The following is a 25,244-nucleotide window of genomic DNA, read 5'->3' as shown; positions in this document are numbered from 1 at the left end:
CGCTTCAGTAAGATGCGCGGCTCGGCTGTTACCGCAGCTACCGCAAAGGCAAACCATGAAACTTGCACTCACTGCCCTGGCCCTGGCGGCCTGCACCCATGTCGTGGCGCAAACGCCCTATCCGAGCACGCCGCAAAAACCGGTGAGCGACAACTACCACGGCACCGTGGTGGTGGATCCCTACCGCTGGATGGAGGACATGAAGTCCGCCGAGTTCCAGAGCTGGCTGCACAGCCAGGCCGACTACGCCAAGGCCAGCCTGGCGCAGATCCCCGGCCGCGCCGCCCTGCGCGAGCGCCTGGGCCAGCTGGCCGATGCGGGCGAGAGCACCGGCGGCTACGAGTTTGTCGCCGGCAAGCTGTTCTATATGAAGCGCGCCCCGGGTCAGAACCAGTCGCGCCTGTGGATGCGTGCCGGCGTTGATGGCGCCCAGGGCGCCGACCGCGAGCTGCTGGACCCCAACAACATCCCCGGCGAGCCCGGCAAGCATGCGATCGACTGGTACACGCCGTCGCCCGATGGCCGCCTGCTGGCGCTGGGCCTGTCCAGCGGCGGCTCGGAGAACAGCGTGCTGCGCGTGTTGGACGTGGCGAGCGGCAAGTTCCTCGGCGAGGCGATCACCTACACCGGCCTGAACCAGTACGGCGTGGCCTGGTTCAAGGACGCGAGCGGCTTCGCCTACAACCGTCATCCGGCCGACGAGCGCTACAACAAGAGCGCCGTGTTCATGCACAAGCTGGGCCAGGACCCGAGCCAGGACCGGCCGCTGTTTGGCTGGGAGGTGAATGCCAAGGAAAAGCATGCCTTGGCCGATCTGCCCTATGTCTACCTCAGCAAGGGCTCGCGCTGGGCGCTGGCCGAGGTGCTGCATGGCGACGCGGTGGAGCGCTCCTACTGGGTGGCGCCGGCCGACCAGCTGCACCTGGGTGCCGCGACGCCCTGGCGCCGCATCGTGAGCCCGGCCGACAAGATCACCCAGGCGGTGATCTCGGGCGACCAGGTCTACGCCCTGAGCCAAAAGAAGGCCTCGCGCCGCGAGCTGCTGAGCCTGGACCTGCGCGCCAAGAGCCCTGCCTTCCGCGGCGTGCTGCCCCCCGGCGAGAGTGTGCTGCAGCACATCAGCGCGGCCGACGACGCCGTCTACGTGAAGGCGCTGGATGCGGGCGTCAGCAAGCTCTGGCGCGTGGAAAAAAAGAAGGCCAAGGGCGCGATCTCGTCGGTGGCCTTGCCCTTCGAGGGCACGCTGCGCGAGATCAGCCCGCTGGCCGGTGGCGAACTGCTGGTCCTGCATGAGGGCTGGACCCAGGCGCCGCAAAGCCTGGTGCTGAACCCCGGCAAGGCGGGCAGCCCGGCGCGCCGCGTCGATGTGCAAAAGCCCAACAGCCTCGACACCTCGGGCGTGCAGGCGCAGCGTGTGATGGCCAAGAGCCATGACGGCGTGATGGTGCCGCTGTCCATCCTTTCGTCCAAGAGCGCGCCACTGGACGGCAAGCGTCCCACCGTGCTGAGCGGTTATGGCGCCTATGGCATCACCCAGGAGCCACGCTTCGGCGCCACCCGCCTGGCCTGGCTGGAGCGCGGCGGCGTGCTGGCGATCTGCCATGTGCGCGGCGGCGGCGAGCTGGGCGAAGACTGGCACCAGGGCGGCTACATCCTCACCAAGCAGAACACGGTGTCGGACTTCATCGCCTGCGCCGAGTACCTGATCGCCCACAAATACACCTCGCCCGCCACCCTGGCCGGCACTGGCGGCAGTGCCGGTGGCATCACCATCGGTGGCGCCATCACGCAGCGCCCCGAGCTGTTCGCGGCGGCGCAGAGCGCGGTGAGCCTGTCGGACATGCTGCGCATGGAGTTCACGCCCAATGGCGCGCCGAACATTGCCGAGTTCGGCACGGTCAGCAACCCGGCGCACTTCAAGGCCATGTACGCGATCAGCCCCTATCACCGCGTGCAGGACGGCCGCGCCTACCCGGCCGTGATCGCCACCACCGGCGCCAACGACCCGCGCGTGGAAGCCTGGGAGCCGGGCAAGCTGGCGGCACGCCTGCAGGCGGCCAACCCCGAGAGCTACAAGAGCAAGCCTGTGCTGCTGCGTGTGGACTTCGAGGGCGGCCATGGCATGGGCTCGGGCGTTTCGCAGCGCCTGGACGAAACCGCCGACGTGTGGAGCTTCTTCCTCTGGCAGTTTGGCGACGCGGGCTTTGCGCCCAAGCGCTGAACCCAGGCGCCGAGCAGCAGAAGGCAGGTCGTCATGCAGCCGCAGTCCTACTTCATCCTCTACGTGGGCGATCAGGAACGCAGCCATGGCTTTTATGCCGCGGCCCTGGGGCGCGACGCGCGCCTGCATGTGCCCGGCATGAGCGAGTTCGAGCTGCCCGGCGGCGCCGTGCTGGGCCTGATGCCCGAGCAGGGCATACGGCGCCTGCTGGGCGCGGCGTTGCCCGATCCGGCGCGCGGCGCCGGCATCCCGCGCTGCGAGCTCTACCTGCTGGTGCCCGAGCCGGCGCAGTGGCATGCCAGGGCGCTCAGTGCCGGCGCGCGCGAACTCAGCCCCTTATCGCCGCGCGACTGGGGGCATCAGGCGGCCTACTCGCTGGACCCGGACGGGCATGTGCTGGCCTTTGCGGCGCCAGTATCGCCCTGAGCCTGGCGGCAACTCTGGCGCAGAAACTGGCCGGCGATGAAGAGATCGCGCTCGAGCGCATGACGCGCGGCCGCCGGGTCGCGCCGCCGCAGCGCCAGCAGCATGTCGTCGTGGGCCTGATTCAGCACCCCCAGCGCGGCCTCGTGCTCGAACAGCCGGTTGGACAGCGGCCCGACCTTGAGCCACACGGTCTCGATCAGGGCCAGCAGGCTGGGTGAGCCGGCGGCGCGGTAGAGCCGCAGGTGAAACAGCTCGTTGGCATCCAGATAGGCCTTGGCATCGGCATCCGCCAGCGCCTGCGCCATCTGCCGGCCGAGCGCCCGCAACTCAGCGAGCTCCGCGGCGCTCAGGCGCAGGCAGGCGCGCTCGGTGGCCTCGCCCTCCAGCAGCATGCGCACCCCCAGCACATCGTCGAACTCGGGCACCGAGAGCTGTGGCACCATCACGCCGGCGTTAGGCACGTTGACCAGCGCGCCCTCGGCGGCCAGGCGCTGCAGCGCGGCGCGCACCGGCATCTGGCCCAGGCCCAGCTCCTCGGCCAGCTGGCGGATCTTGAGCCGCTCGCCGGGCAGGAAGCGGCCCAGCGAGAGCTGGGCGCGCAGCTGCTGGTAGCAGGCGTCCTGCTGGGTGCTGGCTTCGGGCATGTCCATCATGGCGTCGCGCAGATCAAGCCCAGCACCTCATCAAAGGCGCCCAGCAGCTGCGCGAGATGCGCATCGCTGGTGGCGGGGCTGACCAGCATCATGTTGTGAAAGGGCGTGATCATGATGCCGCGGTTCAGCAGCGCCAGATGGATCAGCTGTTCCAGCTCGGCGTCCAGCGCGGCGCCTGCCTCGCTGCCATTGCGTGGCGGATCGGCGCGGAACTGGAACTCGGTGCGCGCGCCTAGCTGGGTCACGCACCAGGGCAGGCGGTGCCGCGCGATGCAGGCGCGCAAGCCCTCGCTGAGCCGCGTGGCGCCGGCCAGCATGGGCGCGTATTGCGCGGGGGTGAAGAGGGTTTCCAGCGCGGCCTGCATCGCCGCCATCGCCAGCAGATTGGCGGTGAGCGTGGTGCCTATGCCCGAATGCCCGGGCGGCGCGGCGTGCTTGGCGGCCTCGGCGCGCGCCGCCCACTCGGCGCTGAAGCCATAGGCCGCGCAAGGCATGCCGCCGCCCAGCGGCTTGCCCAGCACCAGCGCGTCGGGCTTGAGGCCGTGGGCGCGCGCATAGCCGCCGGGGCCGACGCTGATGGTATGGGTCTCGTCCAGCACCAGGGCCGCGCCGTGCCGGCGTATCAGGGCCTGCGCGGCCTCCCAGAAGCCGGGGTCCGGCAGCACCATGCCGATATTGGTCATGGCCGGTTCGGCCAGCACGCAGGCCACGTCGCCGGGCGCCAAGGCGGCTTCCAGCGCCGCCAGGTCATTGAACTCCACCACTCTGGTATGGGCGGTCAGGTCATGCACCTGGCCCAGCAGGCTGTCGCGCTGCAGCGCCCGGCCATCCACCAGATCGACGAACACGTCCGAGACGGTGCCGTGGTAGCAGCCGTTGAAGACGATCAGCTGGCTGCGCCCGCTGGCGGCGCGCAGCCAGCGCAGCACATAACGGTTTGCATCGGTGGCACTCATCGCGAACTGCCAGCGCGGCAGGCCGAAGCGCTCGGCCAGCAGGCGGCCCACGGCGCCGGCATGCTCGCTCGCGAGCATGGCCGTCATGCCCTGCGCCGCCTGTCGGTTCAAGGCGGATACCACCGCTGGCGGCGCGTGGCCGAACATCGCGCCGGTGTCGCCCAGGCAGAAGTCGACCAGGCGGTGACCGTCCACGTCCAGCAGCTCGGCGCCCTGGGCGCTTTGCAGATGCAGGGCAAAGGGCGTGCCCCAGTCCTGCATCCAGTGCAGGGGCACGCCGAACATCAGGTGCTCGGCCGCAGCCTGCGCCAGGGCGCGCGAGCGTGGCCGCTGGGCGGCGAAGCGGGCGCGTTCTTCTTGCAGCAGAGCCTGGGCGCGCGGCCAGTCCAGGCCTTGGCGGGTGTGGGACATGTCAGCCTCCTTCATACCAAGAGCAGCAGGTGCTCGCGCTCCCAGGAGCTGATGACGCGGTTGTAGGTGCTGTACTCCAGCTCCTTGACGGCGCAGAAGGCGTCGACGAAGGCGCCGCCCAGCAACTCGCGCAGCGGCGCGCAGGCGCGCAGCGCGGCGATCGCGTCCTCCAGATGGCGCGGCAGCTCGCTCTGCAGGGCCCAGGCGCTGCCGCTCACCGGCTCGCTGGGCGCTTCCTGCTCCAGCAGGCCCAGGTAGCCGCAGGCCAGGGTGGCGGCAATCGCCAGATAGGGGTTCACATCCACGCCGGGCACGCGGTTCTCGACGCGCCGGCCGGCCGCGTCCGACTTGGGCACGCGGAAGCCACAGGTGCGGTTGTCATAGCCCCAGCGCACATTGGTGGGCGCCGAGAGGTAGGGCGCCAGGCGCCGGTAGGAGTTCACATAGGGCGCCAGCATGGGCATCAGCTGGGGCACATAGCGCTGCAGGCCGGCGATGTAGTGGAAGAAGGCCGGGCTGGCGCTGCCATCGGGCAGGCTGAAGAGGTTGCGACCCTCGGCGTCGAGGATGCTTTGATGGATGTGCATCGCGCTGCCGGGCTCGGTCTCCATGGGCTTGGCCATGAAGGTGGCGAAGATGCCGTGGCGCAGCGCCGTCTCGCGCACCGTGCGCTTGAAGAGGAAGACCCGATCCGCCAGCTCGAGCGGATCGCCATGGCTGAAGTTGATCTCCATCTGGCCGGCACCGGCCTCGTGGATCAGCGTCTCGACGCCCAGGCGGTGCACCTCGCAGAAGCTGGAAAGCTCCATGAAGAAGGGGTCGAAGTCGTTCACCGCGTCGATCGAATAGCTCTGGCGCCCGGCCTCGGGCTTGCCGGTGCGGCCCACCGGCGGCTGCAGTGGCTCATGCGGGTTCTGCTGGCGCGCCACCAGGTAGAACTCCATTTCCGGCGCCACCACCGGCTGCCAGCCGCGCTCGCGGTACAGGCCCAGCACGCGCCGCAGCACGCTGCGCGGCGAGAGCGCCACCGGCGTGCCGTCCCACTCCAGGCAGTCGTGTATCACCACCGCCACCGGCTCGGCCGCCCAGGGCACCACGCGGAAGGTGGCGGCATCGGGCTTGCACAGCATGTCGGGGTCGGTGTCGCCCACATGCGGCCCGTTGTCGGGTTGCTGGCCGTTCACGGTATTGAGCAGCACGCTCTTGGGCAGGCGCATTTCGCCGGCACCGAGGAACAGATCCTTGGGCAGGATCTTGCCGCGCGCGATGCCGGTGATGTCCGGGATCACGCACTCGACCTCGTGGATGTGGTGCTCGGCCAGCAGCCGGCGCAGGGCGGTGGGGTCGGCGGGCTCGGACATGAATCACCTCTGGTATCGCTTGGATGCCATATGTGATCACAAATAACGGACAAATTCGACAATCACCCACTAGGATCGTGGGTGATGTGGAATGGTTTGATCACAAACTAGACCGTCATGCCCCCCGACACCTCCAGCACCGCGCCATTCACATAGCTGGCCTCGTCGCTCGCCAGAAAGGCGTAGACATTGGCGATCTCCTCGGGCCTACCCAGACGCCTGAGCGGCACATGGGCGCGCATCTCGTCCATCACCTTGTCGGGGATGGTGCCGAGGATGGGGGTCTCGATGAAACCCGGCGCCACCGCGTTGACGCGCACGCCCTTGGGGCCCAGCTCGCGGCTCCAGGTCTTGGTGAAGCCGATCACGCCGAATTTGCTGGCGGCGTAGTTGGTCTGGCCGAAGTTGCCGTAGATGCCCACCACCGAGGAGGCGTTGAGGATCACGCCGCCGCCCTGCGCCACCATGGTGTCGGCGACCGCCTGGGCGCAGTGAAACACGCCGCGCAGATTGACGTCGATGACGGCGTCGAACTGTTCCAGCGTCATCTTCTGCAGGCGCGCGTCCTTGGTGATGCCGGCGTTGTTCACCAGCACGTCGATGCGGCCGTACTGTTCCAGCACCGCGGCCACCATCAGGTCGACCGAGACGCGGTCGGTCACGTCCAGCACCCGGCCCATGGCGCTGGCGCCGGCCGCCTCGCAGGCTTCGACGGCCGCTTCCACGCCCTCGGCTCGCCGGTCGCACACCACCACGGTGGCGCCTTCCTGGGCAAACTTGATGGCCGTGGCCAGGCCTATGCCCTGGGCGGCGCCGGTGATGATGCAGACCTTGTTCGTCAAACGCATAGCTGTAGAAACTCCGTCAGTTCGGGGAGGTAGTCGTCGAAATCCGAGAGGCCGTGGTCGCTGCCTTCCAGCAGCTTGATGCGGCAGCCGGCGTAGCGGGCCTGCATCTCGCGCCAATCCAACAGCTCGTCGCCCTTGGCGATCACCGCCAGCACCCGCTCGGGATGGGCCAGTTCGCCGAGGTACTGCGCGCGCAGCTCGTCGATGTACTCGGCGCGGAAGAAGAATTGCTCGTCCGGGTTCTGCCAGCAGCGTTGTGCGCCGATATGGCGCGCCAGGTCGCGCGCCGGATCCACCGCGGGGTTCAGAAGCACGGCGCGGCAGCCGCTGGCCTGCGCCACCTGGGTGGCATAGAAGCCGCCCAGCGAGCTGCCCATCACCGCCATGCGCTCGCGCGGCCAGGCCTGGATCAGCGCCATGACTTCCCGCATGGCCGCGGCCGGCGAGGGCGGCAGCTGCGGGCAGGCCCACACCAGGTCCGGGCGCTGCTCGCCCACCCAGGCCGCCATGCGCTGCGCCTTGGCCGAACGTGGCGAGGAGCGAAAGCCATGCAGGTAGAGCAGGTGGGTGGTGCAAGAAGAGGCGGGCATGGGGCCGCAGTCTAGCGTGCGATGAAGCACGGTTTTCTGGGTGCGATCGGAGTTTGGCCGCATTGACGGGCGGGGCCGGCGGGGCGACAGTCGCGCCTTTGCATCTGCAAGCCAGAGTTATCCATGCGCCCTAGCCAAAACCTCACCGCCGTCGCTGCCGCCCTGCTGTTGCTGGGCGCCACGGCACACGCGCAGACCGCCCCCGCCGCCCCCGCGAACGGCGCCTCGGCTCCCGCCGCCACGACTAATGCGGCGCCGCGTCCGGCCGCCGATCCCGCCGCGCCCAAGCCCTTCGCCGAGGTCAGCAAGGATGCCAAGCAGCAGGACGGCCTGTTCCCGATCTGGCGCAAGGACGAGAAGGTCTGGCTGGAGATCCCCAAGGCGCAGTTCAACAAGCCCTTCATGTTCACCGTCAACTACGCCAATGCGGTGGGCGAGCGCGGCCTCTATGCCAGCCAGATGGGCCGCGCCCTGATGGCCGAGTGGCGCCGCGTCGGCAACCAGGTGCAGCTGATCGCGCTCAACACAAAATTCCGCGCCGAGGGCGGCGGCAAGCTGGCCGGTGAACAGGCCTTCTCGCCCAGCCTGCTGGCCTCCGGCACGCTGGCCAGCGCCGAGCATCCGGAGCGCAAGTCGGTGTTGGTGGATGCGGCCTTGCTGCTGACCGACATCCCCGGCATGTCCACGCGCCTGGAGATGGCCTACCGCCTGCCCTTCGCGGCCGACCGCGCCAACTCCTATTTCGAGGCCGCGCGCACCGACGCCAAGCTCAGCACGCTGACCGCGCGCATGCACTTCGCCACGCCGCGCATCCCGGCGCCGCCGCTGACCCCCGCGCCCGTGCCCACGCCGACGCCGCCGCAGGCCACGCCGGACCCGCGCAGCATGTTCCTGAGCTTCGTCTACAACTTCCAGGCCCTGCCCGAGACCGTGATGGCGCCGCGCCGGACCGATCCGCGCCTGGGCCATTTCGCCGAGTCCTTCAGCGACCTCAGCAATGACAGCAAGCCGAACCCGCGCGTCCACTACCTGAAGCGCTGGCGCCTGGAGAAGCAGGACGCCAGCGCCGCGCTGAGCGAGCCGGTGCAGCCCATCACCTACTGGATGGACAAGAACATCCCGGCCAAGTACCGCGGCGCGGTGGAGGCCGGCATCCTGGAGTGGAACAAGGCCTTCGAGAAGATCGGCTTCAAGAACGCCGTGGTCGCCAAGCAGCAGCCCGACGATGCCGATTGGGACAATATGGACGCCGGCCATGCCTCGATCCGCTGGTTCGTCGGCGCCGACGTCGGCTTCGCCATCGGCCCCAGCCACGCCGATCCGCGCAGCGGCGAGATCCTGGACGCTGACATCGGCATGAGCGATGTGTTCGCCCGCGGCGGCCGCGCCTTCATTGCCGAGGACGTGGGCCCGGGCAAGCATGCGGCGCGTGCAGATGAGGACTTCTGCAACTACGCCCACGAAGCCGCCGCCGAGATGGGCTTCGCGATGGACGTGCTGGAAGCGCGCGGCGAGATCGCGCCCGACAGCCCCGAGGCCGAGGCCTTTGTGCAGGCGCGCATCAAGGACGTGATCATGCACGAGGTGGGTCACACCCTGGGCCTGAAGCACAACTTCAAGGCCTCCACCACCGTCACGCAGGCGCAGCTGAGCGACAAGGCCTACACCGAAGCCAAGGGCATCTCCGGCTCGGTGATGGACTACAACGCCTACAACCTCGCGCTGCAGGGCGAGACCCAGGGCAGTTACAACAACACCACCCTGGGTGCCTACGACTATTGGGCGATCGAATACGCCTACAAGCCCCTGGCCCCCGAGGCGGAGGCGGCCGAGCTGGCCAAGATCGCCGCGCGCAGCACCGAGCCGCAGCTGGCCTATGCCGACGACGCCGACGCCGACCTGTTCGACGGCATCGACCCGCTGGCGAACCGCTTTGACCTCGGCGCCGACCCGATGGCCTATTTCAAACGCCGCCTCAAGCTCTCGCAGGAGCTGTGGAGCCGGGTGCAGGACCGCAAGCCGCAGGCCGGCGACGACCCGCTGCGCCAGCGCCGCTCGCTGGTGAACGGTTTCAACCAGCTCTACCGCGCGGCCGAGCTGGTGGGCAAGTATGTCGGCGGCATGCATATGCAGCGCGACCTGCCTGGCTCCACCGGCCGCAGCGCCTTCAGCCCGGTCGAGCCGGCGCAGCAGCGCGAGGCTCTGAAGTTCCTGGCCAGCGGCCTGTTCAGCGCCGATTCCTTCCGCTTCCGCCCCGAGTTCCTCAGCACCCTGCAGGTGGACTACAACGAGTGGGAGCGCGTCGGCCCGATGAACATCCCGGCCGCGGTGGCGCGCGTGCAGCTGGTGGTGCTGGACCGCCTGCTCAACGCCAACACCGCGCAGCGCCTGATGGACCTGCCGGCCTATGTGCCCGAGAAGCAGCGCAAGGGCATCATCTCGCTCAGCGAGGTCTACGGCACCCTGCAGTCCAGCATCTGGAGCGAGCTCAAGACCGGCGCCGAGATCGACCGCCTGCGCCGTAATCTGCAGCGCGAGCACCTCAAGCGCCTGCAGTCCGTGCTCACCAAGGGCGGTGCCCCCGGCGTGATGGCCGATGCCTACGCGCTGGCGCGCCTGCATGCGGTGCAGTTGCAGAGCGATCTGCGCGCGGCACTGGGCAAGGGCGGCCAGTCGGTGGAGACGCGCGCGCATCTGGCCGAGAGCCTGGACCTGCTGGGCAGCGTGCTGCGCGCCAATATGCAGCGCAGCTGACCGTCAGCCTGAGCGGGCGCCCCGCCCGCAATGCCAAAGCCGGCCTCAGGGCCGGCTCTTTTTTCATTTCGGCGCGCTGCGCCGCCCTTCCTGGGCCACGATGTCCCACACCGCGATGAAGATGGCGGCGATCAAGGGCCCGATCACGAAGCCGTTCAGGCCCATCACCGCCATGCCGCCCAGGGTGGAGGTCAGCACCAGATAGTCGGGCATCTGGCTGTCCTTGCCCACCAGCAAGGGGCGCAAGAGGTTGTCCACCATGCCTATCACCAGCACGCCATAGGCGATCAGGCCCAGGCCCGGGCCGATGGAGCCGGTGGCCAGCAGATAGATCGCCAGCGGCAGCCACACCAGGCCGGCCCCCACTGCCGGCAGCAGCGACAGAAAGGCCATCAGCACCGCCCACAACATGGGCGCATGCACGTCCAGCACCCAGAAGGCCAGGCCGCCGAGCGCGCCCTGCAGCGCGGCCACGGCGATATTGCCCTTCACGGTGGCGCCGATCACGGCGCGGAACTTCTCCATCAGCTGGCGCTTGTGGGCGGTGCGCAAGGGCAGCGCATCGCGCAGCTGCGCGGCCAGCCGCTCACCGTCGCGCAGCAGGAAGAACAGCAGATAGAGCATCACAAAGAAGCTCATCGCCACGTCGAAGGTGTCCTGGCCAAAGCCGAAGGCCTTGGTGGCGATGGCCTGGCTGAGCTGCTTGAGCGCGTCGGTCAGCTTCTGCTGCAGCGCCAGCGAATCGCTCACGCCGAGTTTTTCGAGGCCGCTCTGCAGGCTTGCGGGCAGGGCTGCATAGACCTGTTGCGCGTAGGCGCTGAAGCTGAACTCACCCGACTTGAGCTTGGCATACAGGGTTGCGGCCTCCTGCGCCAGCGCGACGCTGACGAAGCTCAGCGGCAGTATCACCAGCAGCAGCACCAGACTCAGCGTCAGCAGTGCCGCCAGGGTGGCGCGGCCGCCGCAGCGCCGCAGCATCCAGCGGTGCAGCGGCGCGAACACGATGGCCGCGGCCGTGCCCCACAGCAGCGCCCCATACAGCGGCCAGAGTATCCAGGCGAAGGCCAGCGTCACCAGCAGCAGCAGGACGACGAAGCTCTTGTCCTGCAGGGCGAGCGATGGGTGGGGCGGGGGAGTCGGCATGGGCGCTCTCGGCTGACGCATCAAGAGCGGCCATGGTAGCGGGCCGGCGCCCGGTTCAGCCGCCCTTCAAGGCCAGCGCCGCCAGCAGCTTCTCGTGGATGCCGCCGAAGCCGCCGTTGCTCATGCATAGCACATGGTCGCCGGGCCTGGCGGCCTTCGCCACCGCGGCCACCAGGGCCTCGACGTCGCTGCCGATCACGGCTTGCGCGCCCATCGGCGCGAGCGCCTCCCTGGCGTCCCAGCTCAGGCCGGCCTGGTTGCAGAAGCTCAGATCGGCCTCTTCCAGGGCCCAGGGCAGCTGCGCCTTCATGGTGCCCAGCTTCATGGTGTTGGAGCGCGGCTCGAACACCGCCAGGATGCGCTCGCTCGGCGCGATCTTGCGGCGCAGGCCGTTCACCGTGGTGCGGATCGCGGTGGGGTGGTGGGCGAAGTCGTCATAAACCCTCACGCCCATGGCTTCACCGCGCAGCTCGAGGCGCCGGCGCACGTTCTGAAAACTCGCCAGCGCGGCGGCCGATTGCTCGGGCGTCACGCCCACATGCTCGGCCGCGGCCATCGCCGCCAGCGCGTTGAGCTGGTTGTGCTCGCCCAGCAGCGCCCATTCCACACGCGCCACCTTGAGGCTGCCGCGCAGCACGTCGAAGGCCTGCGGCTCGCCGCGCGCGCGCAGCGCACCGGGCTCTTCCTTGCGCGCGCCGAAACGCTGCAGCTCGCTCCAGCAGCCGCGTGCCAGCACGCGCTGCAAGGCCTCCTCGCGCGCGTTCACGATCACGCGGCCACTCGCCGGCACGGTGCGCACCAGGTGGTGGAACTGCGTCTCGATGGAGGCCAGGTCGGCAAAGATGTCGGCGTGGTCGAACTCAAGGTTGTTGAGGATGGCAGTGCGCGGCCGGTAATGCACGAACTTGCTGCGCTTGTCGAAGAAGGCGGTGTCGTATTCGTCCGCCTCGATAACGAAACAAGTACCCGCACCCAGGCGCGCCGAGACGCCGAAGTTCTGCGGCACCCCGCCCACCAGAAAGCCCGGCTGCAGGCCGGCATGCTCCAGTATCCATGCCAGCATCGAGGTGGTCGTGGTCTTGCCATGCGTGCCCGCCACCGCCAGCACATGGCGGCCCTGCAGCACATGGCTGGCCAGCCATTCGGGGCCGCTGGTATAGGGCAGGCCCCGGTCCATGATGGCTTCCATGAGCGGGAAGCGGCCCTCGCTGGAGCGTGTCACCACATTGCCGATCACATAAAGATCGGGCTTGAGCTCCAGCTGTTCGGCGCCGAAGCCCTGGATCAATTCGATGCCCAGGGCCTGCAACTGCTCCGACATGGGCGGGTAGACATTGACGTCGCAGCCGGTGACGCGGTGGCCGGCCTCGCGGGCGAGGGCGGCCAGGCCGCCCATGAAAGTGCCGCAGATGCCCAGGATGTGGATATGCATGGCGGCGGCTCAGCGCAGCGCGGCGCGCGCGGCCTGCAAGGTCGCCTGGATGTCGGCCTCGCTGTGCGCCGCGCTCACGAAGCCGGCTTCGTAGAGCGCCGGCGCCAGGTAGACGCCGCCGTCCAGCATGCCGTGGAAGAAGGCGTTGAAGCGTGCGTTGTCGGTGCTCATCACGGTCTGGTAGTTCTGCGGCAGTTCGGGCATCAGGAAGAAGCCGAACATGCCGCCCTCGCAATCGACGCTGAAGGGCACGCCGTTGTCCCTGGCCACGGCCGCCAGGCCGTCCACCAGGCTGCGCGTCTTGGTGCTCAGCGCTTCGAAGAAACCGGGCTTCTGGATCTCGCGCAGGGTCGCCAGGCCGCAGGCGGTAGCTACCGGATTGCCCGACAGCGTGCCGGCCTGGTAGACCGGGCCCAGCGGCGCGAGCTGCTTCATGATCTCGCGGCTGGCGCCGAAGGCGGCCAGCGGCATGCCGCCACCGATGACCTTGCCGAACACGCTGACGTCGGGCTTGAAGCCGGGCAGCAGGCGGGCGTAATGGCCCTGGGCGCTGTGCAAGCCAACGCGGAAGCCCGTCATCACCTCGTCGAACACCAGCAGCGCGCCATGCTCGCTGCAGAGCTCGCGCAGGCGCTTCACGAAGGGCAGCGCTGCGCGCACGAAATTCATATTGCCGGCGATCGGCTCGATGATCACGCAGGCCAGCTCCTTGCCATGCAGGGCGAAGGCCTCTTCGAGTTGGGCGACGTTGTTGTACTCGAGCACCAGGGTGTGCTGCGCCACCGCCTCGGGCACGCCGGCGCTGGTGGGGTGGCCGAAGGTGGCAAGACCCGACCCCGCCTTGACCAGCAGGGCGTCGGTGTGGCCGTGGTAGCAGCCCTCGAACTTGATGAACTTGCTGCGGCCGGTGGCGCCGCGCGCCAGGCGGATCGCGCTCATCGTCGCTTCGGTGCCCGAGCTCACCAGGCGCACCTGCTCGATGCTGGGCACCAGCTTGATGATTTCCTCGGCCAGTTCGATCTCGCGCTCGGTGGGCGCGCCGAAGGAGAAGCCGTCCAGCGCCGCCTTCTGCACCGCTTCCAGCACCGCCGGGTGGCCATGGCCGAGGATCATCGGGCCCCAGGAGCCGATGTAGTCGATGTAGCGCTTGCCCTCGGCGTCGATGATGTAGGCACCTTCGCCGCGCTGGATGAATCTGGGCGTGCCACCTACCGCGCGAAATGCGCGCACGGGCGAATTCACGCCGCCGGGGATGGAGCGCTGCGCGCGCTCGAACAGAGCTTGGTTCTGACTCATGGCAGGAAGGAAGGAAAGAATAGGTTCAGTGGATGCGGCGCGGGCCGCGCGCGGGCGGCTCGTCGGCCATCAGCTCGCCGGGCTCGGTGTCGGGCAGCAGCGGCTGGCTGCCCTCCATGCCCTCTTCGCCCTCCTCGGCGGGCGGCATGGCCCAGAAGAAGCGGTCGGGCACGGCATTGCCCATGCCGGGGCGGAAGCCCGCGTCCAGCGCCTGGTCCAGGAAGGACAGGGCCTCGCCCACCGCGGTGTGGACCTCGGAGCCCACCGACAGCAGCGCCGCCAGCGAGGCCGAGAGCGTGTCGCCCGCGCCCACGAAGCCGACCTCGAAGCGCTCGAATTTCTCGCCGGTGATCGGGCCTTGCGGATTCGCCAGCACGTTGTCGACGAACTGGTTGGGCAGGCTGATGCCGGTTACCAGCACATGGCCCGCGCCATGCTCGCCGGCGGCCACCGCCAGCTCGCGCGGCGAGGCCGGGCGGTCGGCGTCCCAGTCGGGCAAGAGGAAATCGCTGAGGGTCTTGTGGTTTCCCACCAGCACCAGGGCCTGCGGCAGCACCAGCTCGCGGAAGGCGTCCAGATAGCTCTGCTGCTGCTCTTCGTCGAGCCAGGTGATGGCAGGCAGATAGGCCACCAGCGGTACATCGGGGTAATCACTGAGCACCTCGGCGACGGCGCTCACGCCCTCGGCGCTGCCCAGGAAACCGACCTTCCAGGCCGCCACCGGCACGTCTTCCAGAATGCTGCGCGCCTGCTCGACGATCACGTCGGCATCGAGCTCATGCTGCTCGAACACCTCGGCGGTGTCGCGCAGCAGGATGGCCGTGACCACCGGCAGTGCATGCGCGCCCATCGCCGCGATGGTGGCCACGTCGCCGGCGATGCCGCCCGCGCCGCTGGGGTCGCTGGCGTTGAAGCTCATCACGCACGCGGGCGCGGGCTGCTCCTGCTCGTCTTGGCCGGTCTCGGCGGGGGAATGGTCAGGGCTGCTCATGAAGTGGGATTGGGGTTTCACCCGAGGGCGAGGACGTCAGCACGTCGCGGTCTTGGAGGGCTTGCAGCCAGGCGTGACGTAGCACCGAAAAGCCTGTTGCATCTGTGCCTATTCGCTCAATGGGACGGAAAGATCGAGAAGGGGTGCATGGCTACAATCTTCGCATTGTAGTGAGCAAACCATATTCGCCGTGACCGACGCTAGTACCTGGATGTGCCTGATCTGTGGCTGGATTTATGACGAAGCCGCAGGCGACCCAGAGCATGGCATCGCACCGGGTACCGCATGGGCGGATGTGGACATGAACTGGACCTGCCCCGAATGCGGGGCACGCAAGGAAGACTTCGAGATGGTCCGCATCTGACGCGGCCGGTTTGAAACTTCTTTCTGCCCTTTCCATACGCTGAGGAGAACAAGGGTTGGACACAATGGCTCCCCAAGCACCTGGCGCAGCGACCAAGGTGCTCGTCATCGACGACAGCAACACCATACGCCGCAGCGCCGAGATCTTTCTCAAGCAGGGCGGCCACGAGGTGGTGCTGGCCGAGGATGGCTTCGACGCGCTTTCCAAGCTGAGCGACTACAAGCCCGATCTGGTGTTCTGCGACATCCTGATGCCGCGCCTGGACGGTTACCAGACCTGCGCCATCATCAAGCGCAATCCGCAGTTCGCCGGCGTGCCGGTGATCATGCTGTCCAGCAAGGACGGCCTGTTCGACAAGGCACGTGGCCGCATGGTGGGCTCGCAGGACTACCTGACCAAGCCCTTCACCAAAGACCAATTGCTGCAGGCGGTGCAGATGCATCGACGCGGCGCTTGATTCGCCAGACCTGAAGGCGACAACGTGAGATGCCCGACAGAGGCGACGTGATGAGGAGTCCACATGACGATACACAAGATTCTGCTGGTCGATGATTCCAAGACCGAGCTGCATGCGCTCAGCGAGATGCTGAGCAAGCGCGGCTTTGTGGTTCGCACCGCCGAGAACGGTGAGGAAGCCTTCAGGCGCCTCGAAGAGGAAGTGCCCGACCTGATCCTGATGGACGTGGTGATGCCGGGCCAGAACGGCTTTCAGCTCACCCGCGCGATCACGCGCGACGAGCGCTATGCCAACGTGCCGGTGATCATGTGCACCAGCAAGAACCAGGAGACCGACAAGGTCTGGGGCATGCGCCAGGGCGCGCGTGACTACGTCGTCAAGCCGGTGAAGTCCGAGGAGCTGCTGGCCAAGATCAAGGCGCTAGGCTGAGCATGGCCAACAAGCAAGCACTGCGCGAACTCCAGCAACGCCTCGCGCAGCGCATGCAGGCCGCGCGCGAAACGCCGCAGGCGGCCTCCTGGCTGGCGGTGGAATGTGCCGGCGTGGCGCTGCTGTTCTCGCTCAAGCAGGCGGCCGAGATATTCACGCCCGTGAGCATCAAGCCCGTGCCCTACACCGAGCCCTGGGCCCTGGGGGTGGCGAACCTGCGCGGCGGCCTGCACACGGTGGTGGATTTCGCCGCCTTTCTGGGTCTGCGCGAACCCGGCGTGCGCGGCGATGTGGCGCAGCAGCGCCTGGTCTCGATCAACCCCGAACTCAATATCAACTGCGCGCTGCTGGTCGACAAGCTGCTGGGCTTGCGCGGCGACGAGCAGTTGCAGCCGGTGGCGGATGAGCCGTCGGCGACGCCTAGGCCGGCCTTTGCGGGTGCGCTCAGGCGCGACGCCGAGGGCCGGCATTGGCAGGTGATAGACCTGGAGGCCTTGTCCAGGTTCGAACCGTTCTTGCGTATTGTGGTGTGATGCCTGGCGCCAGCCGGTGTGGGCATTGCGTCATTCAACCGACAACATGAGGGTGAGATGAGCTTCCTCGACAAGATCAAGAAATTGGGCGCGACCTCGGAAGGCCAGGAGGCCGGCGAGACCACCGCCCTGGATGCTCAGGCAGGCACGGGCGAGGCGGGGCCGCGCAGCGAGTCCAGCTCGATCATTTCCGAAGCACTGCCGACCGACAACGTGGCGGCCGACTTCGTCGATACCAATGCGGGCTTCCAGTCCACCGCCTCGGCGCCTGACACCATCAGCGCTGCGCCCGGGCTGATGCCGGCCAAGGCCGAGGAACGCGGCCGCCGCCAGAAGCTGTTCACCGCTCTGGTGGTGGTGGGCGTGATTGGCACCGCCACCACGGTGGCGCTGAGCCTGGTGAATGCGAACCGCAGCGCGGCCCAGGTGCGCGCCACCGGCCAGGCCATGATGCAGTCGCAGCGCCTGGCCAAGTCGGTGTCCACCGCCCTGGTGGGTAATGTGGGCGCCTTTGCCGAGCTGAAGGAAAGCATCGGCGTGCTGGGCAGCGTGGTGCGCAATCTGCGCAACGGCGAAGGCGAGCTGGCGATCGCGCCCGGCAGCGTGCAGCCGGCGCTTGAGAGCGTCGCGCCCATGGTCGAGCGCGCCGAGAAGAACGGCAAGACCGTGATCGCGCAGGAGAAGGTGCTGACCCAGGTGGGCAAGGCGCTGCGCACCATCAACCGCCAATCGTCCGACCTGCTGGAAAGCGCCGAGGCGGTGGCCTCGCTGTCGCTGCAGCAGGGCGGCTCGCCGGCCGAACTCTCGGCCGCGGGCCAGTTGGTGATGCTGACCCAGCGCATCGGCAAGAGCGCCAACGAATTCCTGACCCAGGAGGGCGTGAGCCCGGAGGCCGTGTTCCTGCTCGGCAAGGACCTGAACTCCTTCCGCGAAATCACCGAGGCCCTCATCAATGGCAACCCCGAGCTGCGCCTGAAGGGCGCGCGTGACCCGCAGCTGAAGGAGCGCCTCAAGACCCTGCTGTCGCAGTACGAGCAGACGCGCAAGGAAGCCTCGGCGATTCTGGGCAATCTGCAGGGCCTGGTGGCGGCGCGCGAGGCGCAGTCAGCGATCCTCACCGACAGCGAGGCGCTGCGCAAGGGCCTGGACGAGATCGCCCAGCAGCTCGAATCGGCCGGCGGCCTGGGCTTTGCGCTGCTGGTGGCGATGCTGGCCTCGCTGGCGGCCCTGGTGGTGGGCGCTTTGGGCTTTCTGCGCCTGTATGTGGCGGGTCAGGCGCAGCGCGCCGAACTGGCCGAGGCGCAAAAACGCGAGGCCGAGGCGCAGGAGCAGGAGGCTAAGCGCGTCAACGACGCCAACCAGGCCGCGATTTTGCGTCTCATGAACGAGCTGCAGTCGGTCGCCGAGGGCGACCTGACGCAGCAGGCCACGGTGACCGAGGACATCACCGGCGCGATCGCCGACTCGGTGAACTACACGGTGGAAGAGCTGCGCCTCTTGGTGACGCAGGTGCAGTCCACCGCCGGCCGCGTGACCGAGACCACCGGCCTGGTGGACCAGACCTCCACCGAGCTGCTGGCCGCCTCGACCGAACAGCTGCACGAGATCCGCGCCACCGGCGAGGCGGTGCTGCAGATGGCCGAGCGCATCAACCAGGTGTCGGCGCAGGCGCAGGAAACCGCCGAGGTGGCGCGCCAGTCGCGTGCCGTGGCCGAGACCGGCAAGCAGGCCATGGCCAACACCATAGGCGGCATGAACTCGATCCGTGAGCAGATCCAGGAGACCTCCAAGCGCATCAAGCGCCTTGGCGAGAGCTCGCAGGAAATCGGTGAGATCACCGAGCTGATCTCGGACATTACCGAGCAGACCAATGTGCTGGCGCTGAACGCGGCCATCCAGGCGGCTTCGGCCGGCGAGGCGGGACGCGGTTTCTCGGTGGTGGCCGAAGAAGTGCAGCGCCTGGCGGAACGCTCGGGCGACGCGACACGCCGCATTGCCGCGCTGGTGAAGACGATTCAGACCGACACCCACGACGCGGTGGCCGCCATGGAGCGTTCCACGCTGGGGGTGGTGCAGGGTACCAAGCTGTCCGATGCGGCCGGCAAGGCGCTGGACGAGATCGACGAGGTGTCGCGCCGGCTGGACGAGTTGATCGCCCGCATTTCGAACCAGGCGCTCAGCGAGGCGCATTCGGCCAACGAGGTGGCCTCGAACATCCAGCATATTTTTGCGGTGACCGAACAGACCGGTGAGGGCACGCGCTCCACCGCCCAGATGGTGCACGAGCTGTCGCGCTCGGCCGATGCCTTGAAGCAGTCGGTGGCGCGGTTCAAGGTCGGCTGAGCGCCCGCGCTGAGCATCGAACGATAGACAGAGAAAAGTCAAAGGCAGACCCGGCATGGACTTCTCGCGAGATTCCGAGTTTCCGCCCGACCTCAGCCCGCTGGCCTGGGTGCAGGAGGAGTTGCGCCGCTCGCTGGAGTCCGTGCACAAGACGCTGCGGCGCGCGCTGCGCGAGGCCGATGCGCGTGTCACGGCGCTGGGCCTGGAGACGCAACCCAGCCAACCCCTGCAGGCCGCCGCGGCGCAGTTGCACCAGCTCGCGGGCGTGCTCTCGCTGGTGGGCCTGCCCGCCGGCGCGCTGGTCTTGCGGGCCGCCGAGCAGGCGGTGGAGCGCCTGGCACTCGACCCGGTGAATGTGGATCCGCCCAGCGTGCAGGCGGTGGAGCGCGCCGACTTTGCGCTGCTCTCGCTGATCGCCAAGCTGCTGGCCGGCAACAAGACCAGCACGCTGGCGCTGTTCCCCAGCTACCGCGCGCTGCAGCAGCTCAACGGCGTGGAGCGCATCCACCCGGCCGATCTGGCGCAGCAGGAATGGAGCTGGCGCGAGCTGCCGGCCGATGCCCAGGCTCCGGCCCTGAGTTCCGAGCAGGCGCGCGCCGGCTTCGAAGCGACCCTGCTCAAGCAGATGCGCGCTCCGTCGCCCCAGCATGCTCAGCATCTGAGCGATCTATGTGCCGGCCTGGCGCAGACCCAGCCGGGTGCCCATGGTCGCAGCCTGTGGGCGCTGGCGGCCGCTCATTTCGAGGCCCAGGCCCTGGGTCTGCTGAAGATCGATGCGCTGGTGAAGCGCCTGGGCTCGCGCCTGCTGGCGCAGCTGCGCGCGGGCGCGCAGGGCGATGCGGCGGTGTCCGAGCGCCTGGCGCAGGACCTGCTGTTCTTCTGCAGCCAGGCCGAGGCGCCGGCCGCGAGCCAGCATGCGCCGCGCCTGCTGGCGGTGCGCCGGGCCTATGCGCTGAACGAGGGCGAAGGCCCGACCGATTACGAAGACGACAGCCTCGGCCATATCGATCCCAGCTGGGTGTCGCAGGCGCGCAAGCGCGTGGCGCAGGCCAAGGAGTCCTGGTCCTCGGCGGCGGAGGGCGAGAGCCACCGCCTGGCAGGGCTGGACGAGCAGTTTGCTGCGGTGGGCGACTCGATCGAGCGCCTCTTCCCCAGCGGCGAGGTGCTGGGCCAGACCCTGCGCCGCGCCGTGGTGGCCACGCTGCGCTCGGGCAAGCCGCCCGAGCCTACGCTGGCGATGGAGATCGCCACCAGCCTGCTCTATGTAGAAGCGGCGTTGGACGACGAGGCCTTCGACCACCCCGATCAGGCCGAGCGCGTGATCCGGCTGGCAAGGCGCGTCGAGGCGGCCTCGCGCGGCGAGCCCGCGGCGCCGCTGGAAGCCTGGATGGAGGACCTGTACCGCCGCGTCTCGGACCGCCAGACCCTGGGCAGCGTGGTGCACGAGCTGCGCAGCAGCCTCTCCGAGGTCGAGCGCCAGGTGGACGAGTATTTCCGCGACCCTTCGCAGCGCCAACTGCTGATCCCGGTGCCCAACCAGCTCGGCGCGATGCGCGGCGTGTTCTCGGTGCTGGGCGTGGACCAGGGCGCGCTGACCTGCGTGCGCATGCGCGACCAGATCGACGAGCTGGCCAATACCGAGGTCGACCCGAGCCGCTCGGGCCCGCGCGAGCAGTTCGAGCGCCTGGCCAGCAATCTCGGCGCGCTGGGCTTTCTGATCGACATGCTGAGCGTGCAGCCGCAGCTGGCCAAGCGCATGTTCCGCTTCGACGAAGCCAGCGGCAGCCTGATCTCCGCGGTGGGACGCGAGCGTCTCAGCAAGCCGGTGGCCAGCGAGCCCAGCCTGCTGGCCCAGGTGCAGGCGGCGGCACAAGCCGTGGCCGAGGGCGAGCGCCCGCAGGCCGAGCTGGCACGCGACCTCGAACGCCTGACCCTGCAGGCGCGTGCGGCGGACGAAACCGCGCTGGCGAACGCCGCGCAGTCGGCGCAGCGCCTGCTCGAGGAGCCGGGCGATACCTCGGCCCTGCCGCTGACGGTGGAACTTACCGAGCCGGCCGAGCCCACCGTGTCCGCTGAACCCGCTGGACCCAGTGAGAGCGAGGAAGCGCGTGCCCAGGCGGCGCAATCGCTCAACGACTTCCTTGCCGTGCATGTGCCTGCAGCGGTGGCGCCGGTCGCGGCCGGCGCGCCGGCGCCGGAGATCGTCGACGAGGAAATGCTGGAGATCTTCCTCGAGGAGGCCACCGAGGTGCTGGCGAATGCGCGCGTGGCGCTGGCCGAGCTGGAGCTCGACGCCGCCAACCGCGAGCAGCTGACCAATGTGCGCCGCGCCTTCCATACCCTGAAGGGCAGCTCGCGCATGGTCGGGCTGAAGGAGTTTGGCGAGGGCGCATGGGCCTTCGAGCAGCTCTACAACGCGCGCCTGGGCGAACAGGGCGTGGCGGACGCCGCGCTGCTGAGCCTGAGCCGGCAGGCCCTGGACTATCTGGCCGCCTGGAGCGCCGAGATCGCCGCCAAGGCGCCCGTCAGCCACCACGCCGAGGTCTTGCGCACCAGCGCCGACGCGATGCGACTGGAGCAGCGCCTGCTGCCCCTGGGCGCGGCGGCCGCCGAGCCTGCCGTGGAAGCTGCGCTGGAGCCGGTGCTGGAGCTGCCGATCGAGCTGCCCGAGGTGCCCGCCAGCGTGCCGCCGGCGGAAGCGGAGCCCGATCAGCATGTGGATACCGAGCTGCTGCCCATCGTCGAGGTGGCCGAGCTCTCGCATGCCGAGACCGAAATGCTGGGCCTGGAGCTGAATCTGGACCTGCCGGCCGCGGCGGCCTCGGTGAGCGCCGATTTCGAGCTGCCCGAGTTCGAGCTCAAGCTGGATCTGGGCGAGGAGCCCGCGGCGCCGGCGCCGGCGCTGCCGCCGCCGGACGAGGAGCTAACGCTGGACCTGGGCGCACTGGAGCTGCCGGCCGTGACCGAGCCGGAGCCCGAGCCGGCAGCTGCTCCCGAGCCCGAGCCCGAGCCCGAGCCCGAGCCGGCCGATGAACCCCTGCCCGAGTCCGAGCTGCTGGCACCCAGCCTCGAACTGGTGGGCGGCACCGATGTGGAGGCCGCCGCCGAGCCGATCGCATTGGACGAGGCCGAGCCCGCGTCCGACGAGGGCGTCAAGCTGATCGGCCCGCTGCGCATCAGCATTACCCTGTTCAACATCTTCCTCAACGAGGCGGATGAGCTCTCGCGCCGGCTTTGCACCGAGCTGTCGGAATGGGCCCTGGACCTGGGCGCAGGCCTGCCCGCCAGCTGCGAACCGCTGGCCCATGCGCTGGCCGGCAATGCCGGCACGGTGGGCTTCGACGAGCTCTCGGCGCTGGCGCGTGCGCTGGAACATGCGCTGGAACGCGCCGCCCAGGTGCGCCGCTTGGGCGCCGACGAGGCACGCTTGTTCAACGATGCGGCGGAAGAGATCCGCCGCCTGCTGCACCAGTTCGCGGCCGGTTTCCTGAAGAACGTCGAGGGCGACCTGACGGCGCGCCTGCAGGCTTACCAGCCGCCGCCCGAGGACATGGTGGAGTCGCTGCCCTCCGAACTGCCGGAAGACGAGCTCAGCGAGCCGCCGGCCCTGCCGATCCCGCGCGCAGCGGACGACTTCGAGGTGGGCCTGCCCGACCAGATCGACGACGAGCTGTTCCCGATCTTCGAGGAAGAAGCGCCCGACCTGCTGCGCGATCTGCAGGCCGGCCTGCGCGACTGGATGGCGCACCCTGGCGATGTCGGCCGTGCCGGTGCCTGCATGCGCGCCCTGCATACCTTCAAGGGCGGTGCGCGCCTGACCGGCGCAATGCGTCTGGGCGAGGCGGCGCATTTGCTCGAGTCCGCCATCGAGGCCTTGCTGCACCAGGGCCAGGCCGAGGCCGCGGAGGTGCGTGCCCTGCAGGAGCAGGGCGATGCGCTCGAGCATGCCTTCGATACCCTTAAGCAGGCGCGGCTCGCGCCCAAGCCGGTGGCGCAGCCCGAGCCGGAGCTGCCGCCAGCCGATGCACCGCACGCGGAAGTCGTGCCGCTCGCTGAAACCGCCGAAGTCGCCGAAGTCGTCGACAGCGGCCCGGCCGCGGCGCAGATCGACTGGTCGCGCTTCAGCCAACTGCAGCCCAGCGACAGCGGGCTGGGCGGCGACGGCGGACTGGGCGGCGCCCAGGCGCTGGTGCGGGTGCGCGGCGCACTGCTGGAGCGTATGGCCGCACAGGCCGGCGAGGTCAGCATCCGGCGCGCGCGCCTGGAGTCCGAGCTGGGGCAGATGAAGGGCGCCCTGCTCGATCTGGACGACAACCTGGACCGCCTGCGCAGCCAGCTGCGCGAGCTGGAGCTGCAGGCCGAGGCCCAGATGGGCGCGCAGGAAGAGGCCGCCAAGCATGCGGCCAAGGATTTCGACCCGCTCGAGTTCGATCGCTACACGCGCTTCCAGGAACTCACGCGCATGCTGGCCGAGTCGGTCAACGACGTGGCCACGGTGCAGCGCAGCCTGCAGCGCAATGTGCAGACCGGCGAAGACGAGCTGGCGGCGCAGTCGCGCCTGACGCGCGAACTGCAGGACGACCTGCTGCGCACCCGCATGGTCGAGTTCGACAGCCTCAGCGAGCGCATGCACCGGGTGGTGCGCCTGGCCGCGCGCGAGACCGGCAAGCAGGTGCAGCTGCTGGTGAACGGCGCCCAGGTCGAGCTGGACCGCAGCGTGCTGGAGCGCTTGGTGGGTTCCTTCGAGCATCTCTTGCGCAACAGCGTGATGCACGGCATAGAGCCGCCGGTGGAGCGCGTTGCCAAGGGCAAGCCCGAGCTGGGCACCATCCAGGTCCAGCTCGCCCAGGAGGGCAACGAGGTCGTTATCACGGTGCGTGACGATGGACGCGGCCTGGACCTGGCGCGCATCCGCGAGCGCGGGCTCAAGCAGGGCCTGATCCAGCCCGATGCCACGCCCAGTGACGAGGCGCTGATGCAGCTGATCTTCGCGCCCGGCTTCTCCACCGCCACCGAGATCACCGAGCTGGCCGGCCGCGGCGTTGGCATGGACGTGGTGCGCGCCGAGGTCAACACCCTGGGCGGCTATATCGATCTGCATTCCACGCCGGGGCAGGGTGCGGCCTTCGAGCTGCGCGTGCCGCTCACCACCGCGCTCACCCAGGTGGTGGTGCTGCGCTATGGCGAGCAATCGGTGGCGGTGCCCGCCAGCCTGATGGAATCGGTGCAGCGCATCAGCCCGGCCCAGGTCGAGCAGGCCTACGAGACCGGCGAGCTGGTGCTGGGCGGCGAGCGCTTCCCCTTCTACTGGCTGGGCGGCCTGATGAAGCAGAGCGAGCGCGGCATGCCGCATGGCAAGACCCTGCCGGTTGCGTTTGTGCGCAGCGCTCACCAGCGTCTGGCCGTGCATGTGGACGAGGTCTTGGGCAACCAGGAAGTCGTGGTCAAGAACCTTGGGCCGCAGCTGGTGCATGTGCCGGGCCTGGCGGGCATCAGCCTGTTGGCCTCGGGCGAAGTCGCGCTGATCTACAACCCGGTGGCGCTGGCGAATCGCTACGGTGCCCAGGCCCAGGCCGCGGCGCGCCATGCGCTTGATCAGGCAGCGGCAGGCACGCCGGCGGCCAGCATGGCGGCCGCCGAGGCACTCGCACCGCTGGTGCTGGTGGTGGATGACTCGCTCACGGTGCGCCGCGTCACCCAGCGCCTGCTGGAGCGCGAGGGCTACCGCGTGCACCTGGCCAAGGACGGGCTGGAAGCGATGGAGCGCCTGGCCGAGGAGGAATTGCCCGCGGTGGTGCTTACCGACATCGAGATGCCGCGCATGGACGGTTTCGATCTGGTGCGCAATCTGCGCGCCGACAGCCGTCTGGCCGAGCTGCCTGTCATCATGATCACCTCGCGCATTGCGCAGAAGCATCGCGACTATGCACACCAGCTTGGCGTCGATGACTACCTGGGCAAGCCCTATGACGAAGAGCTGCTGCTGAGCCTGATCGCCCGCTACACTGCCCGGTTGCTTACCGTATAAAGCGATGG

Annotated in this window: 18 protein-coding genes; 9 read left to right on the top strand and 9 right to left on the bottom strand. The window is 68.8% G+C overall.

All coding sequences use genetic code 11. The annotated features are described in order from the left end of the window. Positions 1-55 precede the first annotated feature (55 nt). Positions 56-2,221, top strand: a complete 2,166-nt coding sequence (locus WG898_RS00385) for a prolyl oligopeptidase family serine peptidase (RefSeq protein ID WP_339600804.1) — start codon at positions 56-58, stop codon at positions 2,219-2,221. 33 nt (positions 2,222-2,254) lie between these two features. Further along, on the top strand, positions 2,255-2,647 hold the full coding sequence (locus tag WG898_RS00380) for a VOC family protein (protein ID WP_339600803.1): 393 nt from the start codon (positions 2,255-2,257) through the stop codon (positions 2,645-2,647). Here the strand turns inward: WG898_RS00380 and WG898_RS00375 are convergent. From WG898_RS00375 to WG898_RS00355, 5 genes are all read right to left on the bottom strand, one after another. After that, positions 2,590-3,291, bottom strand: a complete 702-nt coding sequence (locus tag WG898_RS00375; RefSeq protein ID WP_339600802.1) for a GntR family transcriptional regulator — start codon at positions 3,289-3,291, stop codon at positions 2,590-2,592. The genes WG898_RS00380 and WG898_RS00375 overlap by 58 nt on opposite strands. 5 nt (positions 3,292-3,296) lie before the next feature. Continuing rightward, positions 3,297-4,667 carry an aspartate aminotransferase family protein gene (locus tag WG898_RS00370; RefSeq protein WP_339600801.1) on the bottom strand — a complete coding sequence of 457 codons (1,371 nt, stop codon included), beginning with the start codon at positions 4,665-4,667 and terminating at the stop codon, positions 3,297-3,299. Between the two features lie 11 nt (positions 4,668-4,678). Next, positions 4,679-6,028, bottom strand: a complete 1,350-nt coding sequence (locus WG898_RS00365; protein WP_339600800.1) for a glutamine synthetase family protein — start codon at positions 6,026-6,028, stop codon at positions 4,679-4,681. A gap of 107 nt (positions 6,029-6,135) precedes the next feature. Next, on the bottom strand, positions 6,136-6,876 hold the full coding sequence (gene fabG / locus WG898_RS00360) for a 3-oxoacyl-ACP reductase FabG (RefSeq protein WP_339600799.1): 741 nt from the start codon (positions 6,874-6,876) through the stop codon (positions 6,136-6,138). Next, entirely contained in the window at positions 6,867-7,466 is a 600-nt protein-coding gene (locus WG898_RS00355) for a YqiA/YcfP family alpha/beta fold hydrolase (RefSeq protein ID WP_339600798.1), read from the bottom strand. Before WG898_RS00355 ends, fabG begins: the two co-directional genes overlap by 10 nt. Before the next feature lie 123 nt (positions 7,467-7,589). Here WG898_RS00355 and WG898_RS00350 point away from each other — a divergent pair, with 123 nt between their 5' ends. Beyond that, on the top strand, positions 7,590-10,220 hold the full coding sequence (locus tag WG898_RS00350) for a zinc-dependent metalloprotease (RefSeq protein ID WP_339600797.1): 2,631 nt from the start codon (positions 7,590-7,592) through the stop codon (positions 10,218-10,220). A gap of 63 nt (positions 10,221-10,283) precedes the next feature. Here WG898_RS00350 and WG898_RS00345 read toward each other — a convergent pair whose 3' ends face one another. From WG898_RS00345 to thiD, 4 genes are read right to left on the bottom strand one after another with little or no spacing between them, the layout of a single operon-like run. Then, positions 10,284-11,363, bottom strand: a complete 1,080-nt coding sequence (locus WG898_RS00345) for an AI-2E family transporter (RefSeq protein WP_339600796.1) — start codon at positions 11,361-11,363, stop codon at positions 10,284-10,286. A gap of 55 nt (positions 11,364-11,418) precedes the next feature. After that, positions 11,419-12,795, bottom strand: coding sequence for a UDP-N-acetylmuramate:L-alanyl-gamma-D-glutamyl-meso-diaminopimelate ligase (gene mpl / locus WG898_RS00340; protein WP_339600795.1), 1,377 nt, complete (start codon positions 12,793-12,795; stop codon positions 11,419-11,421). A gap of 9 nt (positions 12,796-12,804) precedes the next feature. Continuing rightward, a complete protein-coding gene (hemL, locus tag WG898_RS00335; RefSeq protein ID WP_339600794.1) occupies positions 12,805-14,091 on the bottom strand; it encodes a glutamate-1-semialdehyde 2,1-aminomutase in 1,287 nt (428 codons plus the stop codon). 25 nt (positions 14,092-14,116) lie between these two features. Then, positions 14,117-15,082, bottom strand: coding sequence for a bifunctional hydroxymethylpyrimidine kinase/phosphomethylpyrimidine kinase (gene thiD / locus WG898_RS00330; RefSeq protein WP_339600793.1), 966 nt, complete (start codon positions 15,080-15,082; stop codon positions 14,117-14,119). Between the two features lie 211 nt (positions 15,083-15,293). Between thiD and WG898_RS00325 the strand changes: the two genes are divergently transcribed. The 6 genes from WG898_RS00325 to WG898_RS00300 all read left to right on the top strand — a co-directional run bounded on the left by WG898_RS00325 (position 15,294) and on the right by WG898_RS00300 (position 25,236). Further along, positions 15,294-15,446 (top strand): rubredoxin, encoded by a 153-nt coding sequence (locus tag WG898_RS00325; protein WP_133604594.1) that lies wholly within the window; start codon positions 15,294-15,296, stop codon positions 15,444-15,446. A gap of 64 nt (positions 15,447-15,510) precedes the next feature. After that, positions 15,511-15,903, top strand: a complete 393-nt coding sequence (locus tag WG898_RS00320) for a response regulator (protein WP_339600792.1) — start codon at positions 15,511-15,513, stop codon at positions 15,901-15,903. A gap of 63 nt (positions 15,904-15,966) precedes the next feature. Beyond that, positions 15,967-16,332, top strand: a complete 366-nt coding sequence (locus WG898_RS00315) for a response regulator (RefSeq protein WP_339600791.1) — start codon at positions 15,967-15,969, stop codon at positions 16,330-16,332. A gap of 2 nt (positions 16,333-16,334) precedes the next feature. Beyond that, positions 16,335-16,865: a chemotaxis protein CheW gene (locus WG898_RS00310; protein ID WP_339600790.1), complete on the top strand. Its 531-nt coding sequence runs from the start codon at positions 16,335-16,337 to the stop codon at positions 16,863-16,865. Positions 16,866-16,922: 57 nt separating this feature from the next. Beyond that, complete coding sequence (locus WG898_RS00305; protein WP_339600789.1) at positions 16,923-19,208, top strand: methyl-accepting chemotaxis protein; 2,286 nt, start codon at positions 16,923-16,925, stop codon at positions 19,206-19,208. Positions 19,209-19,263: 55 nt separating this feature from the next. Further along, complete coding sequence (locus tag WG898_RS00300; RefSeq protein ID WP_339600788.1) at positions 19,264-25,236, top strand: hybrid sensor histidine kinase/response regulator; 5,973 nt, start codon at positions 19,264-19,266, stop codon at positions 25,234-25,236. Positions 25,237-25,244 lie beyond the last annotated feature (8 nt).

The organism is Paucibacter soli, assembly GCF_037482845.1.
Lineage (GTDB): Bacteria > Pseudomonadota > Gammaproteobacteria > Burkholderiales > Burkholderiaceae_C > Paucibacter_B > Paucibacter_B soli.
Note: the sequence above shows the minus strand (reverse complement) of the source record. Positions and strands in the feature narration are given on the sequence as shown.

Bases quoted from the DNA above. Each gene is read 5' to 3' on its own strand.
- WG898_RS00385 (WP_339600804.1), top strand. From the start codon at position 56: ATGAAACTTGCACTCACTGCCCTGGCCCTGGCGGCCTGCACCCATGTC.
- WG898_RS00380 (WP_339600803.1), top strand. From the start codon at position 2,255: ATGCAGCCGCAGTCCTACTTCATCCTCTACGTGGGCGATCAGGAACGC.
- WG898_RS00375 (WP_339600802.1), bottom strand. From the start codon at position 3,291: ATGCCCGAAGCCAGCACCCAGCAGGACGCCTGCTACCAGCAGCTGCGC.
- WG898_RS00370 (WP_339600801.1), bottom strand. From the start codon at position 4,667: ATGTCCCACACCCGCCAAGGCCTGGACTGGCCGCGCGCCCAGGCTCTG.
- WG898_RS00365 (WP_339600800.1), bottom strand. From the start codon at position 6,028: ATGTCCGAGCCCGCCGACCCCACCGCCCTGCGCCGGCTGCTGGCCGAG.
- fabG (WP_339600799.1), bottom strand. From the start codon at position 6,876: ATGCGTTTGACGAACAAGGTCTGCATCATCACCGGCGCCGCCCAGGGC.
- WG898_RS00355 (WP_339600798.1), bottom strand. From the start codon at position 7,466: ATGCCCGCCTCTTCTTGCACCACCCACCTGCTCTACCTGCATGGCTTT.
- WG898_RS00350 (WP_339600797.1), top strand. From the start codon at position 7,590: ATGCGCCCTAGCCAAAACCTCACCGCCGTCGCTGCCGCCCTGCTGTTG.
- WG898_RS00345 (WP_339600796.1), bottom strand. From the start codon at position 11,363: ATGCCGACTCCCCCGCCCCACCCATCGCTCGCCCTGCAGGACAAGAGC.
- mpl (WP_339600795.1), bottom strand. From the start codon at position 12,795: ATGCATATCCACATCCTGGGCATCTGCGGCACTTTCATGGGCGGCCTG.
- hemL (WP_339600794.1), bottom strand. From the start codon at position 14,091: ATGAGTCAGAACCAAGCTCTGTTCGAGCGCGCGCAGCGCTCCATCCCC.
- thiD (WP_339600793.1), bottom strand. From the start codon at position 15,082: ATGAGCAGCCCTGACCATTCCCCCGCCGAGACCGGCCAAGACGAGCAG.
- WG898_RS00325 (WP_133604594.1), top strand. From the start codon at position 15,294: ATGTGCCTGATCTGTGGCTGGATTTATGACGAAGCCGCAGGCGACCCA.
- WG898_RS00320 (WP_339600792.1), top strand. From the start codon at position 15,511: ATGGCTCCCCAAGCACCTGGCGCAGCGACCAAGGTGCTCGTCATCGAC.
- WG898_RS00315 (WP_339600791.1), top strand. From the start codon at position 15,967: ATGACGATACACAAGATTCTGCTGGTCGATGATTCCAAGACCGAGCTG.
- WG898_RS00310 (WP_339600790.1), top strand. From the start codon at position 16,335: ATGGCCAACAAGCAAGCACTGCGCGAACTCCAGCAACGCCTCGCGCAG.
- WG898_RS00305 (WP_339600789.1), top strand. From the start codon at position 16,923: ATGAGCTTCCTCGACAAGATCAAGAAATTGGGCGCGACCTCGGAAGGC.
- WG898_RS00300 (WP_339600788.1), top strand. From the start codon at position 19,264: ATGGACTTCTCGCGAGATTCCGAGTTTCCGCCCGACCTCAGCCCGCTG.